This window comes from Streptomyces sp. NPDC058619 (assembly GCF_042717785.1).
Lineage (GTDB): Bacteria > Actinomycetota > Actinomycetes > Streptomycetales > Streptomycetaceae > Streptomyces.
On record NZ_JBHXQN010000031.1, the window covers coordinates 44,941 to 60,219 of the forward strand.

Sequence of the window (15,279 nt, forward strand, 5' to 3'; positions counted from 1 at the left end):
ATGCGTCACCGCACGCTCCCCGGCCTGGTGGACCTTCGGACGCCGAATCCGATGCTCGACCTCGCCGGCAGTCCGTTCCGGATCCAGGCCGCAGCACAGACATGGGAAACACGCGAGGGGACGCCGGCCCGGGTCGGCGTCAGCTCGTTCGGTATGGGAGGCAGCAACGTGCACGTGGTAGTCGAAGAGGCGGGACAGCGTTGATGAGCGGCAGCACCGAGGACAGGACCGCCCGACTGGTCCTCCTGTCCGCCGACGGCCCCGAACAGCTCGACCGGTACCGCGCCGAGCTGTGCACTTGGCTGGACGAGCACCCGTCGGCTTCCCTGGACGGCATCGCGCACACCCTGCGCGTCGGCCGGGAACCCCTGCGGGAGCGCATCGCCCTGGTCGTGGGGAGCGTCGCCGAGCTGGCCGCGCGCCTGCGCGACGGGGAAGGTCTCGTGACCGGCATCGCGGCGGCCGACGCCTCCGCGGCCTCCGGCGGCGGGGCCGGGCCCGTGGCCACCGACGATCCCGCCGAGGCCGCCCGCCTGTGGGTCACCGGCCGGGACGTCGTCCTGCCCGAGCCCTCCGGCGACCGTCCCGCCCGGCTCTCGCTGCCCCTGCCGCCCCGGCCGACCCGCCGCTACTGGATCAAGCCGCCCGCCGGCCTGGCCGACGGCCCCGGCGAACGGCTGCTCACCGGCGAGGAGTTCTACCTGCGCGACCACGCCCTGGGCCGGATCCGGATCCTGCCCGCCGTGGCGGCCCTTGAGTTCGCCGTGGCCGCGGCCGAACAGCAGGGCCACGGCCGCGCCACCGGCATCGTCAACGTTCTGTGGGCCCGCCCCGTGCTCGTAGAGGACGAGCCGGCCCGCGTGCGCCTGCACCTCGCGCTCACGGCCGACGGGGTCTCCTACGAGGTCCGGCTCACCGACGGCAGCGCCGAAGGCGCGCTCTGCTCCGCCGGCACCCTCCGCTTCGGCGCCCGTCCCGAGGGACCGCGCCTCGACCTGGACGCGATCCGGGCCCGGCTGCCCCGTACGGCCACCGCCGAGGAGTGCTACGAGGTCTTCAGCGCGCTCGGCGGCGGCTACGGGCCCAGCCTCCAGGGGCTGCGCTCGGTGCTGTCCGCGCCGGGCGAGGTCCTCGCGCACGTCGCCGTGCCCACGGCGGCGGACCTCCCCTTCTCCGACTTCGCCCTCCACCCCTCCCTGCTCGACGCGATGCTCCAGGCCTGCCTGTGGACCGACGAGGCCCCCTCGGCCCCGCGCGCCCGGGAACTGCCTTTCTCCCTGGACGCGGTCGAGATCTTCGGACCGCTCCCCGAACAGGGCCACGTGCACGCCGTGAGGACCCCGGACGGCCACGACATCGCCCTCGCCGACGACCAGGGCCGGGTCGCCGTGCGGCTGCGCGCCGTCGTCACGCGGCCGGTCGGCGGCGCCGCCCGCCTGGACGGCACCATCGGCGCCCACCTGCTCGCACAGCGCTGGCAGGACGCCCCCGCGCCGGCCGCCGGCCGTACCGTGCGCACCCTCCTGCTCGGCGAGGAGACCTTCACCGGAGCCGAACGCGCCACCGAGGGCTCCGTCTTCCCCCGTGACGGGGAACTCCTCCTCGTCCACACCTCGGACGGCGATCCGCTGCCCGCCCTCACCGGGCTGTACCGGTCCTGGGCGGCCCAGCCGACCCGCCACCCGGTGCGTGTCCTGCACGTGTTCCGCACGTCCGGCGGGGTCGAGGACGCGCGCGCCGAGGCCCTGGACGGGTTCGCGCGGGCCCTCGCCAACGAGGACCCGCAGTTCCTCGTCTCCGCGGTCGACGCGGGCACGGCGGGCCTGGCCGCCACCGTCGAGTCCGAGGCGCGCGCCGCCCACGAGTTCCGGGTCCGGTACACGGCCGCCGGCCGGCAGGTGCCGCGCTGGGAGACCGTCGCCCCCGACCCGGCACCGCTCGCCCCGCGCGGCACCGTGCTGGTCACCGGCGGCGCGGGCGCCCTCGGTCGCCGGCTCGTCGCCCACCTGGGAGGCGACGCCCGCTACGTCCTGACGGGCCGTTCGGCGCAGGCCGACCTCACGGAGCTGCGCTCCGCCGGTCTCGACGTCCACTACATGCCCGCCGACCTGGCCGCTCCCGGCGCCGCCGGGGAACTCGTCGAGCGGATCCACGGCTCCTTCGGGCCGCTCCACGGAGTCCTGCACCTTGCCGGAACCACCCGGGACGCTCTGCTGATCGGCAAGACCGACCAGCAGAGCGCGGCCGTGCTCGGCCCCAAGGTCCGCGGCACCGTGGAGCTGGACCGGGCCACCGCCGGCGACCCGCTGGACTTCTTCATCGCCTTCTCCTCCATGTCGGGGGCCGCGGGAAGCCCCGGCCAGACCGACTACGCCTACGCCAACCGGTTCCTGGACGCGTTCACGGCTTGGCGCCGGGGCAGCGCACGGCCGGGCCGCAGCCTCTCCGTGCTGTGGTCGCTGTGGTCCGACGGGGGCATACGCGTCGACGCCGACGAGGCCACGGCGGCCCGGATGGCCCGTCAGGTCGGACTGGTGGCCATGCCCACCGACGCCGGACTGGAGGCCTTCGACCGGGCCCTGGGCCACGACGGCGACCACGTCCTGGTGGCGCACGGCAACCTGGCACGCCTGCGCGAGGTGCTGAACGCGCTGGCGCCCTCGGCCCCGCCGGCCCCCTCCGTCCCCGCCCCGCCCGCCCCGTCCCTCCCGACCGGAGAGCCGGCGGCGCCGTCCGCCGACGCGGCCGAGGAGTTCCTGCGGGGGGTACTCGCCGAGGTCTTCGAGTTCCCGGCCGAGGAGATGGAGGCCGACGCGCCGTTCGAGCGGTTCGGCATCGACTCGCTGCTGATCATGGACCTGACCCGCCGCCTGGAGGACCACTTCGGATCCCTGCCGAAGACCCTGTTCTTCGAGTACCAGGACCTGCGCTCCCTCGCCGGCTGGTTCACCGAGCACCACGGCTCCCGCCTCGCGGAACTGGCGCCCGCACCCGAACCGGTGACCGCGCCGACACCCCGGCCGGACGGGGCTGCGGAGCCGGTGGCCGCCGCCCCGGCCGTGCTCCCGGGAGCCGCCGCGGCGCCCGCACACGCCCCCTCGGGGCCCATGCCGATCGCCATCGTCGGCGTTGCCGCCCGCTTCGCCGAATCGGACACCCTCGACCAGTTCTGGGACCACCTCCAGGCGGGCCGGGACCTGATCACCGAGATCCCGGCGGACCGATGGGACTGGCGGGACTACGACCAGGCCACCCCCGCCGACCGGGCGGCCCGCTACAGCCGCTGGGGCAGCTTCCTGCGCGGCGTCGACATGTTCGACCCGCTCTTCTTCGGTGTCTCGCCCCGCGAGGCGGAGATCGTCGACCCCCAGGAACGGCTGTTCCTCCAGACCGCCTGGCACGCCATGGAGAACGCCGGACGCACCCGCGCGGACCTGCGCTCCCACCGCGTCGGCGTGTATGTCGGCGCGATGTACGGGCTCTACCAGCTGCACGAGGCCGAGGACGGCCGGATCGGCGCCTCCTCGCACGCCTCCATCGCCAACCGCGTCTCCTACACCCTCGGCCTCACCGGCCCCAGCCTGGGCGTGGACACGATGTGCTCCTCCTCGCTGACGGCCATTCACCTGGCCGTGCGCGACCTGCGCGCCGGGGACACCGACCTGGCCGTCGCGGGCGGGGTCAACCTGCACGTCCACCCGTACAAGTACCGCTTCCTCGGCCAGGGCAGCTTCACCTCCAGCGACGGCCGCTGCCGCAGCTTCGGCGCGGACGGCGACGGCTACGTCCCCGGTGAGGGCGTCGGCGCGGTGCTGCTCCGGCCGCTCGCGGACGCCGTCCGGGACGGCGACCACATCCACGGCGTGATCCTCGGGACCAGCGTCAACCACGGCGGCCGCACCAACGGCTTCACCGTGCCCAACCCCGTCGCCCAGGGCGACCTCGTCGCACGGGCGCTCGGCGAGGCGGGCGTGGACCCGGCCACCCTCGGCTACCTGGAGGCGCACGGCACCGGCACCGCCCTCGGCGACCCCGTAGAGATCCGCGGACTCGCCCGCGCCCTGGCCGAGGCCGGACTGCCCCCGCGCAGCCTCCCGATCGGCTCGGTCAAGTCCAACGTCGGCCACCTCGAATCGGCCTCCGGCATGGCAGGGCTGTGCAAGGTGCTGCTCCAGATGCGGCACGGCCGGCTCGTGCCCTCGCTGCACGCGGACCCGCTCAACCCGAACATCGACTTCGACTCGACCCCGCTGCACGTGCAGCGCGACCTCGCCCCGTGGCCCCGGCCCGACGGCGCCCCCCGGCGCGCGGGCCTCAGCTCCTTCGGCGCGGGCGGGGCCAACGCCCACCTCGTCGTGGAGGAGTACGTCGCCCCGCCAGCCGCCGGGCAGGAGCCCGGCCCGTACCTGTTCCCGCTCTCCACCCGGGTGCCCGAACGGCTCCCCGTGCTCGCCGCCGAACTGGCGGACGCCCTGGAACGCGGCCTGGCGGACGGATCGTCACCCCGCCTCGCGGACGTGGCGTTCACCCTCCAGCAGGGGCGCGAGGAGTGGGCGGACCGCATGGTCGTTCTGGCCTCCACCGTCACCGAGCTGGTGGCCCGGCTGCGCGGGGACGACCCGACGGGAGTCTGGACCGGCAGCGCCCGCGGCCGCGCCGCCTCCCGGGCCGCCGCCCCCACGAGCAGCGACCCGGCGTCGATCGGCGCCGCCTGGGCCTCCGGAACCCCGGTCACGTGGCCGGCGGGGAACGGCAGCCGCGTGCCGCTGCCGGGCTACCCCTTCGAGGAACTCCGCTGCTGGCTCACCGACACCATCTGGTCGCCGCCCGTACCGGCCGCACCGGCCGCCGAGCGGCCCACAGCGGATCCGGTCCACCCGCTGCTCGACGCGATCGACCCGGCCGAAAGCCTGGACGGTCTGACCTACCGGACCGCCTTCGACCCCGAGCACCCCTACATCGGCGGCCACCGGCTCGGCGAGACCCGCCTGCTGCCCGCAGCCGCCGTCCTGGAGATGGCCCGTGCCGCCGCCGAAGCGGCCGGGGCGGGGGAGCGGCTGCGGCTGTCGAACGTCCGCTGGCTGCGGCCCTTCGTCGTGGCCGGCGCCGAGCGCACGGCCAGGACACGGCTGCGCCGGGGCGACAACGGCACGCGCTTCGACCTGCGCGACGACACCGGCGAACTCCTAGCCGAGGGCCGGGTGGAGCCCCTGTCCGCGCCCGCCGGGGAGACCTTGGACATCGAGGCCGTACGGGCCCGCCTCGGCAGCCGCCACGAAGGCGCCGGCCTCTACGCCGACCTCACGGCGGCGGGACTGTTCTACGGCCCCGCCCTGCGGGCCGTCGAATGGATCGCCGCGGGCGACGGAGAGGCGCTCGTACGCCTGCGGATCCCCGCCGAAGCCGCCCGCTTCGCCGGCTCCGTCCTCCACCCCTCGGTGGTCGACGGCGCCCTGCACGCCTTCGCCGTCCTCCGGGACCGGGACAACGGCCCCGCGATGGTGCCGTACGCCCTCACGGCGGCCGAGGTCCACGCCCCGGTGACGGACCTCGGGTACGCCCACGTCCGCACCGTCGGCACCGACCGCTACGACCTCACCCTGACCGACTCCGAGGGGAACATCCGCGTGCGACTGCGCGACCTGTCGCTGAGGCCCGCGCCCGGCGTCGCCCAGGCCCGGCCGGCCGGAGCGGCCGTCTCCGCCGCGGCGGCCGCCGCCGCGGACGACCTGATGTTCGTACCGCGCTGGACCGAGCTGTCCGGCCGGTCCCCGGAACCGCTCCGGGACGGGGCCACCACCTGGCTCGTGCGCGGACCGGACTCGGCACCGCTGGCGGCCGCCCTGCGCGCCCGCCTCGGCGGCGCCGTCGTCGAACTGGACCACGACCGCGTCGCCACCGCGACCGGCCGGCCCGACCACGTGATCCTCCTCGCCCCCGGCGCCAGCGGCGGAACCGACGACACCGCCGCGCTCGAAGCGGCCCAGGAACGCGGTGTCCTCGCGCTGTTCCGGCTCGCCAAGGTCCTTCAGCGCACCCGCTCGGCCGTCCGCCTCACCGTGGTCACCGAGGACGCCCTCACCACGGCGGGCGAACCCGTCGCCAACCCGTACGCGGCCGGCCTGCACGGCCTGGCCCTGTCACTGGCCCAGGAACACCCCCGCTGGCAGGTCGCCGTCGTCGACCGCTCCTCCGCCGAAGCGCCCGCCGCGGACGTCCTCGATGCCCCCGCCGGCGGCCCCTACGCACTGCGCCGCGGCGTGCTCCACCACCGCCGGCTCGTCCCGGTCGCCGTCACGCCCCCGCAGGAGCGGATCCGCCGGGACGGCACCTACCTGATCCTCGGCGGGGCCGGGGGCATCGGCCTGGAACTCACCGAATGGCTGGTGCGCGGCTACCGGGCGAAGGTCGTCCTCCTCGGCCGCAGCGAACTGGACGCCGAGCGCCGCGCACGGCTGCGCGCCATCGACCCGGACGGCACCCTCGTCTCCTACCGCAGGGCCGACGCGACCGACCCCGCCGCGCTGCGGGAGGCCGTCGAGTGGACCAAGAGCGCCCACGGCGCCCTGCACGGGGTCTTCCACGCCACGATCGTCCTGCGCGACCAGACTGTCGCCACGATGACGGAGGAGACCTTCCGCTCCGTCCTCGACGCCAAGGCGCACACCTCGGTCGCCCTGCACGCCGCCCTGAGAGGCGTGGGCGGCCTGGACTTCGTCCTCTTCTTCTCCTCGGCGGTCGCCCTGTCCGGCAGCGCCGGGCAGGGCAACTACGCGGCCGGATCCACCTTCGAGGACTCCTTCGCCCACCACCTCGACTGGATGCTGGAGGCCCGGGTGGCCGTCATCAACTGGGGCTACTGGGGAACCGTCGGCATCGTCGCCGACGAGCACTACCGCGACCGGCTCGCCGCCACCGGAATCCACTCGATCACCCCGGAGGAGGGGATGGCCGCCGTGCACGCCGTGCTCGGACGCGAGGACCGGCAGGTCGTCGTGGTCAAGGCCGACGCGGCCGCGCTCGCCGCGGTCGGCGCCCAGCCGCGTCAGGCCGCCGGGCAACCGGCCGGCCCGGGGACAACGCCGTCCGACACAGGGACGCCCTCCGACGACGTGGCCCTGGTGCCATCGCTGGCCCTGCTCCCCCCGGTCGCCCGGCTGCTCACCGAGGCCGACGACGCCCGCCTGACCGAGGTCATGTGCGACTGGCTGTGGACGCTCTTCCGGCGCGAAGGGGTGTACCTCGGCGACGCCGAGAGCTGGCACCCCGCCGCGCTCGCCGAGCGGCTGGGCGTCGTCCCCGCGCAGCGCAGGCTCTTCGCCGAGCTCCTGCGCCAGCTGACCGAGGGCGGCTTCCTCGACGACCGGGGCGGAGCACTCGTCCCCGCCGGACGCCGGGCCGCCGAGGACCCCGAGGGAGACCTGGTCGAGCTGTGCGAGCTCAAGCCCGCGCTCAACCGCTTCGACCGGCTGCTGCGCCCCTGCATGCAGAACCTCTTCGGCGTGCTGCGCGGCAGCGTCCGCGCCACCGACGTGATGTTCCCGGGCGGCTCCAGCGCCCTCGTCGAGGGCGCCTACCGCGGCAGCCCGGTCGTCGACCGCGCCAACGAACTCGTCGTGGGCGCCGTCCAGGACCTGCTGTCCCGCCACGAGGGCCCGCTCACCGTCATCGAAATCGGCGCGGGAACCGGCGGCACCACCGCGAGCGTCCTCCCCGCCCTCGCCGCCTCGGACACGGAGGTGACGTACGTCTACACGGACATCTCCCGCGCCTTCCTGCGGCACGGGGAGCAGCGGTTCGCCGAGGCGCACCCGTACGTCCGCTTCCAGCGGCTCGACATCTCCGCGGACCCCGAGACCCAGGGCTTCACCCCGGGCAGTGCCGACCTGGTCGTGGCGGCCAACGTCCTGCACGCGACCGCCGACCTGCTCGCCACCCTGCGCGCGGTGACCCGGCTGCTCAAGCCCGGTGGACGGCTGGTCCTCAACGAGGCCAGCAGTAACGTCCTCACCGCCACCCTCACCTTCGGCCTGCTCGACGGCTGGTGGCTGCACGAGGACGCCGAACTGCGCCTGCCCGGCTCCCCGTTGCTCTCCGCGCCCGGATGGCGCAAGGCCCTCGCCCTCGCCGGCTTCACTCGCAGCCGGGCCGTGCCGGCGGACGAGGGGCTGAGCCAGCACGTGGTGGTCGCGGAGACGGCACCGGGCGGCACGCCGCCCGCCGCGCCGCCGCCCGCCGCGGAGCCTCCGCTCCCGTCGTCCGGGCCGTCCGGCACGGAGGGCGACGCGCTGCTGGAGGCCGCGCTGGAGTACGTGAAGGACGCCTTCGCGCAGATCCTCCAGGTGCCGCGCGAACGGCTCTGGCTGGACGAGACGTACGAGAACTTCGGCGTCGACTCATTGACGGTGCCCCTCATCGTGGACGTCCTCGCCGAGGGCATGGGCGAACTGCCGGTGTCCCTGCTGTTCGAGTACCCGACCGTCCGCGAGGTCGCCGACTACCTGGTCGAGCGGCACGCCGAGCGGGTGCGCGCGCTCCTTCCCGAGCCCGCCGCCGAGCCCGCCCCGGCGCCGGTCGCCGTCCCGGCCGTCCGTTCGCGGGGCGCCGACGTACGTCCGGTCGCGCGCCCGGCGCAGTCCGTGACGGCCACCGACCACCGCGTCGCGATCGTCGGCGTCGCCGGCCGCTACCCCCAGGCCGAGGACCTCGAGGTCTTCTGGGAGAACCTGCGGTCCGGCCGCGACTGCGTGGGCCAGGTGCCCGCCGACCGCTGGGACCACCGGGCTCCCGCCGACGCGGACGGCCGGCCGGTGAGCCGCTGGGGCGGATTCCTGGACGGGATCGACGAGTTCGACCCCCGCTTCTTCCAGATGTCCCTGCGGGAAGCCGAACTGACCGACCCTCAGGAACGGCTGTTCCTCCAGACCTCCTGGCACGCGCTGGAGGACGCCGGCTACACCCGGGCCCGGCTGCGGGGCAGCCGCGTCGGCGTGTACGTGGGCGTGATGTACGGGCACTACCAGCTGTTCGAGGACGAGCGGGGCCTCGCCGGCGGCATGGGCTACGCGTCCATCGCCAACCGGGTCTCGTACTTCTTCGACTTCCACGGGCCGAGCCTGGCCGTCGACACCATGTGCTCCTCCTCTCTCACCGCCATTCACCTCGCCTGCGAGGCCCTGGCCTCCGGTCAAGCGGACTACGCGCTCGCCGGCGGCGTCAACCTCGCCCCGCACCCGCGCAAGTACCGCCAGCTGGCGGCCGGCGGGTTCACCGGCGAGAGCGGGCGGTGCCGCAGCTTCGCGGCGGACGGCGACGGCATGGTGCCCGGTGAGGGCGTCGGCGCCGTCCTGCTCAAGCCGCTGGCGGCGGCCGAGCGCGACGGGGACCGTATCCTCGGCGTGATCCTCGGCAGCTCCGTCAACCACGGCGGGAAGACGGGCGGATTCGCCGTGCCCAGCCCCGGCGCCCAGGGCGAGGTCATCACTCGGGCCCTGCGCACGGCCGGAGTGCCGGCCGACGGGATCTCGTACGTCGAGGCGCACGGCACCGGGACCCCGCTGGGCGATCCGGCCGAAATCGCCGGACTCGTACGGGCCTTCGGCGACCTGCCGGCCGGCTCGGTCGCGCTCGGCTCGGTCAAGTCCTCCGTCGGCCACCTGGAGTCGGCCGCGGGCATCGCGGCCCTCACGAAGGTCCTGCTCCAGATGAAGGCCCGTGAACTGGCGCCCTCCCTGCACGCGGACGCCCTCAACCCGGCCGTCGACTGGAACAGCGTGCCCTTCCGGGTGCAACGCGAACTCGCCCCCTGGACGGGCTCCGGGCCCCTGCGCGCGGGCGTCAGCGCCTTCGGCGCGGGCGGCTCCAACGCCCACCTCGTTGTCGAGGAGCACCGGACACCGGCCGCGCGGCCCGAGGGCGCGGCGGGACCGGACGTCTTCCCGTTCTCCGCGAGGGACGCGGAGGGACTGCGCCGCGTCGTCGCGGGCATGCGGACCTGGCTGGGTTCGACGGGTACCGGCGCCGATCCCCGGGACGTCGCGGCCGCGGCCGGCGTCCCCGTCACGGCGGTGGACGAACCCCTCGACGAACTGGGCCTTGACCCGGCCACGATGGTGCGGCTGATCGGCCTCGGCGACTCGGTCGGGGCGGGTTCCGTGCACGGCGGCACGACCCTACGCGAGCTCGCGAGCCGCGCCGGGGGCGGCGCCGGCGTCGACCTCGTCCGGCTCGCCCGCACCCTCCAGACCGGCCGCGAGGCCATGGCCCACCGGTTCGCCGTCGTCGCCCGGTCGGCGGGGGAACTCGCCGAGGCGCTCGACGCGTTCCTCGCCGGGCGGCCTGGCGGTCACACCGGCGGTCACACCGGCGTCGTGACGGCCGAGCCGGGGGCCGCGGCCCTCCCCTCCGCGGCGGATCCGCACGACACGGCTCGCCGCTGGGCCGGGGGAGAGGTCTTCGACTGGGAGGCCGGCCGGCCCGGTCCGGTACCGGCCCTGTCCCTGCCCGGATACCCCTTCGCGCGGACCCGCTGCTGGATCGACGCCGTCACCCCGGCCGCCCTCGCCGCCCCGGTGGCCTCCGCGGCCCCGACGGCATCCGGGATCCCGGACCTCCCCGCCCGGGGCACCCGGCTCCGGGACGCCGTACTGACCCTGCTGGGCACCGTCAGCGGATACGCCTCCGCCGACCTCGACCCGGCGGGCTCCTTCCACGAGCACGGCCTGGACTCCCTCGGCCTGATCCGGCTCGCCGACGAGGTCTCCGACGCCTTCGGCGTGCCCGTCGGCCCCGACCAGCTGCTCGCCACCCCCACCCCCTTCGCGCTCGCCCAGTGGCTGGAGAACGAGCACCCGAACGCCGCCCCGCCCCTGCCGGCCGACCCCGCGCGGGACCTGCCGGCCGAGGACGACCCCGTCGTGATCGTCGGCATGGCGGGTACCCTGCCCGGCGCACGGAACCTCGACGAGTTCTGGGCGGCCCTCCAGAAGGGCGGCGACCTCTTCTCCGGAGTGCCCGCCGACCGCTGGGACAGCCGCGCCCACTACGGGGACCCGGCCCTGCACCCCGACCGGACGCGGATCACCCGGGGCGGCTTCATGCCGGACATCGACCGCTTCGACCCGCTGTTCTTCGGCATCTCGCCCCGCGAGGCCCGCTGGATGGACCCCCGCCAGCGGCTGCTGCTGCACACGGTGTGGTCGGCGCTGGAGGACGCTGGCATCGACCCGAGCCGCCTCGCCGGCACCGACACCGGCCTGTTCGTCGGCGTCGGCTCGTCCGAGTACGCCGAGCTCGTGCAGCGCTCGGACACGGGCACCGACGCCTACTCCTCGACCGGCCTGACCCCCTCCATGCTGGCCAACCGCATCTCGTACCACCTCGACCTGCGCGGCCCCAGCGAACCCGTGGACACCGCCTGCTCCAGCTCGCTCGTGGCCCTGCACCGCGCGGCGGAGGCCCTGCGGCTCGGACATTGCGACACGGTCATCGCGGGCGGCGTCAGCCTCATGCTGTCCCCGGTCACCTTCGCCTCCCTCGAACGGGCCGGCATGCTCAGCCCCGACGGCGTGGGCCGGGCCTTCGACAAGGACGCCGCGGGGTACGTGCGCGGCGAGGGCGTCGGAGCCGTCGTGCTCAAGCGGCTCAGCCGCGCCCGCGCCGACGGCAACCCGGTGCTCGCCGTCCTGCGCGGCACCGCCGTCAACCACGGCGGCCGCTCCAACTCGCTGACCGCGCCCAACCCGCGCGGCCAGGCCGAGGTGATCGTGAAGGCCCACCGCGAGGCGGGCGTGGACCCGGCGACCATCGGGTACATCGAGACCCACGGCACCGGCACGGTCATCGGTGACCCGGCCGAGACCAACGGCCTGCGCCAGGCCTTCGCCGAGCTCTACCGCGACTGGGGCCACCCGGCTCCGGCCGCCCCGCACTGCGCTCTGGGGGCCCTGAAGAACACCATCGGCCACCTGGAACCGGCGGCCGGCATCGCCGCCGTGCTGCGCGTCCTGCTGTCGATGCGCCACGGACGGATCACCGGGGACCCGCACGGCCCGGAACTCAACCCCCACCTGGCGCTCGAGGGCACGGCCTGCGAGATCGCGGTGGAGGCACGTGACTGGGCGCCGGTGGCGCCCGGTGTCCCGCGCCGCGCCGGGGTCAGCTCCTTCGGCTACGGCGGGGTCAACGCCCATGTCGTGCTGGAGGAGTACCCGGCCGACGAACCGGCGCCGTCCGGCCGTCCGGCGGTGTTCGTCCTCTCCGCCCGCGACCCGGAGCGACTGCGGGCCACCGCCCACTCCCTCGTCGACACCCGGGACGGCTGGGAGCACGACCTCGCCGGAACCGCCCGTACCCTCCAGTCCGGCCGCGCCGAACACGCCGAACGCCTGGCGTTCGTCGCGGACTCGGGCGAGCAGGCGGTGGACACGCTGCGCCGCTACCTCGCCGGGGACTTCGCCGGCATCCACCAGGGGCACGTGGAACGGCGCGCCGACCCCGCGCCGTTCGACGGGCGGGGCGACGAGGAGACCGCCGCCGCGTGGGTGCGCGGCGCGACGGTCGACTGGTCCGCCCGGTGGGAGCGGACGCCGAAGCTGCGTTCGCTGCCGCCGTACCACTTCGCCGCCGAGCGGTACTGGTTCACCGACGGAGCTCCCGCGGCGGCTGCCGGGCCGGCGACCGTCCCGGCGACGGCCACCGCGACCGTCCCGGCGACCGAGCCGGAGGCCGCCGCCGGGTCCGTCGCACGGACCAATGGCGGGTCCGTCGCACGGACCGATGCCGGGCCCGCTTCCGAGTCCGGCTCCGGGGCGGCCGACGGCCCGGCCGGCCGGGCACCCGTCAGTCTCTTCGCGGCCGAATGGGTGGCCGAGCCCGTGCCGCCCGCCGCCCCGCACCCGGGCCGGGTCCTGGTGTTCGGCGACCTGCCGGTCCCCGGTGCCGTCACCGTACGGGCCGGATCCGCGTACGCCGACGAGGGCTCCACCGTCACGATCCGCCCCGGCGAGGCCGAGGACTACGCCCGGTTGCTCGCCGCCGGCGCGGACCGGATCGTGCACCAGTGGCCGCTGCTCCACCCCGAGCGCCCGGACCTGGGCATCGAGTCGGTCTTCCTGCTCGTACGCGCCATGACGGCCTCCCGGGCCGCCGCGCGGATCCAGGTCCTGGTGCCGGAGGGCGCCATGGCGGAGGCCTGGGGAGGGTTCGACACCTCGCTGCGCGCCGCCCTGCCCGGCACCGCCTTCGGCGTCGTACGCGTCGCCGGGCGGGTCGAACCGGCCGCCCTGCTCGCCGAGGTGGCCGCCGAGCGGCTCTCCTCGGCAGCCGTCCGCCTCTCCGTGACCGGCCGCACCGTGCGCGTGCTCACGGAGACCGACCCGAGTCCCGTCACGGAGTCCCCGCTGCGCCCGGGGGCCGTCCACCTGGTGACCGGCGGCGCCGGCGGCCTCGGGCTGCTGCTCGCCCGCACGCTGCTGTCGCGCGGCAGCCGGGTGGCCCTCACCGGCCGGTCCTCCGCCGGGGACCGGGCCCGGGAGCTCGCCGGCCTGCGCGCCCTCGGTGACGTCGCCTACTTCCAGGCGTCCGTGGAGGACCAGGCCGCCATGGCCCGCGTCATGGCGGACGTCAAGCAGAAGTGGGGCGCGCTGCACGGGGTCTTCCACCTGGCAGCGACCGCCTCGCGCACACCGCTGCCGGGCAAGGACCTCGCGGAGTTCCGCTCCCACCTGCGGGCCCGCTTCGAGGGCACCCGTGTCCTCGATGAGGTGACCCGTGACGAACCGCTGGACCTGTTCGTCCTGTACTCCTCGCTGGCCGGGCAGCTCGGCGACTTCGGCCTGGTTGACTACGCCGTCGGCGCCCGCTACCTCGACGGTTTCGCCGAGGAGCGCGCGGCACTGCGTACGGCCGGCCGCCGCAGCGGGCACACGGTCTCGGTCGACTGGCCCCTGTGGCGTGCCGGAGGCATGCACGTGGAGGCCGAGGACGAGCGCCGCTACCTCGCCGACACCGGTTTCCGCTACCTGGAGGCCGAGGAGGGCGAACGGCTGCTCGACCTAGCCCTGCGGCTGGGACGCCCCCAGGTCGCCGTACTGCCCGGAGCGCCCGAGCGGATGCGCGAGCGGGTCGAGGCGATGCGGATCCGGGAGCACGGGCACCGCGCCCGCCCGGCCGCCCCGGCGCCTGCCACCGCCCCCGCCGCTCCCGTGCACGCGGGCGCTCTGACCGAGCGGCTGCGGGAGCTCGTCGCCGAACTGCTGGGCCTGGCGCCGAAGGCGCTCGACCCGGAGGCCGGCTTCGGGGAGTACGGACTGGACTCCTTCGGGCTCCAGTCCCTCTCCGCGGCACTGGAGGAGCGCTACGGCGTCTCGGTGCCAACGACGACCCTGTTCGGTGAGAACACGGTCGAGAGGCTCGCCCGGCACCTGCTCGCGGAACACCCCTCCCTGGCGGAACGGAACCGGACGCCCGCCACCGTGAGCGCGGAACCGGCCGTCGTGCCCGCCCCCTCCACCGCCAGCGCCCCCTCCGCCGCCCCTTCCCCTCTTTCGTCCACCGCGCCCACCCCGGAGGACGCCGTCGCCATCGTCGGCATGTCCGGACGTTTCCCGGGCTCGGCGGACCTGGCGGAGTTCTGGCGACACCTCAGGGACGGTGAGGACCTGATCACCGAGACCCCCGCCGACCGCTGGGACTGGCAGGAGGTGTCCCGGCGCTTCGGCGGCACCGCCCGCTGGGGCGGTTTCCTGAGCGACGTCGACCGGTTCGACGCGCGGTTCTTCAAGATCTCGCCCGCCGAGGCAGAGGTCATGGACCCGCAGCACCGGCTGTTCCTCGAACACACCTGGGCCGCCCTGGAGGACGCGGGCTGCCGGGCCGACCGGCTCGCCGGCCGCCGCGTCTCCGTCTTCGCCGGCGTCCAGTTCAACGACTACGAGTCGATGATCCTGCGCGGCGAACAGGTCAACCCCCACGCGGGCACCGGGCTCGCGCGGACCATCCTGGCCAACCGCATCTCGTACCTGCTGGACCTCAAGGGCCAGAGCGAGAGCATCGACACCGCCTGTTCCAGCTCCCTGGTGGCGCTGCACCGCGCCGTCCGCGCCCTGCGCGCCGGGGAGAGCGAGCTCGCCATCGCCGGCGGCGTGAGCCTGGTGCTCTCGCCGCAGACCGTGGTGGCCGGGAACCAGCTCGGGGTGCTCTCCCCGGACGGCCGCTGCAAGGCCCTGGACGCGACGGCCGACGGGTACGTCAAGGGGGAGGGCGTGGGCGTACTCGTCC

2 protein-coding genes (both cut by a window edge) are annotated in these 15,279 nt (G+C 75.4%); both read left to right on the forward strand.

From position 1 onward, the window contains the following. Positions 1-204: the 3' end of an amino acid adenylation domain-containing protein gene (locus ACFWTC_RS26075; protein WP_384028621.1), read on the forward strand. It extends 4,479 nt beyond the left edge of the window; only the last 204 of its 4,683 coding nucleotides appear in the window; its start codon lies beyond the left edge, outside the window; the stop codon is at positions 202-204. Further along, a protein-coding gene (locus ACFWTC_RS26080) for an SDR family NAD(P)-dependent oxidoreductase (protein WP_384028619.1) crosses the window boundary here: on the forward strand, positions 204-15,279 show its 5' portion. It continues 4,385 nt past the right edge of the window; only the first 15,076 of its 19,461 coding nucleotides appear in the window; its start codon is at positions 204-206; its stop codon lies off the right edge, out of view. The genes ACFWTC_RS26075 and ACFWTC_RS26080 overlap by 1 nt, the downstream gene beginning before the upstream one ends.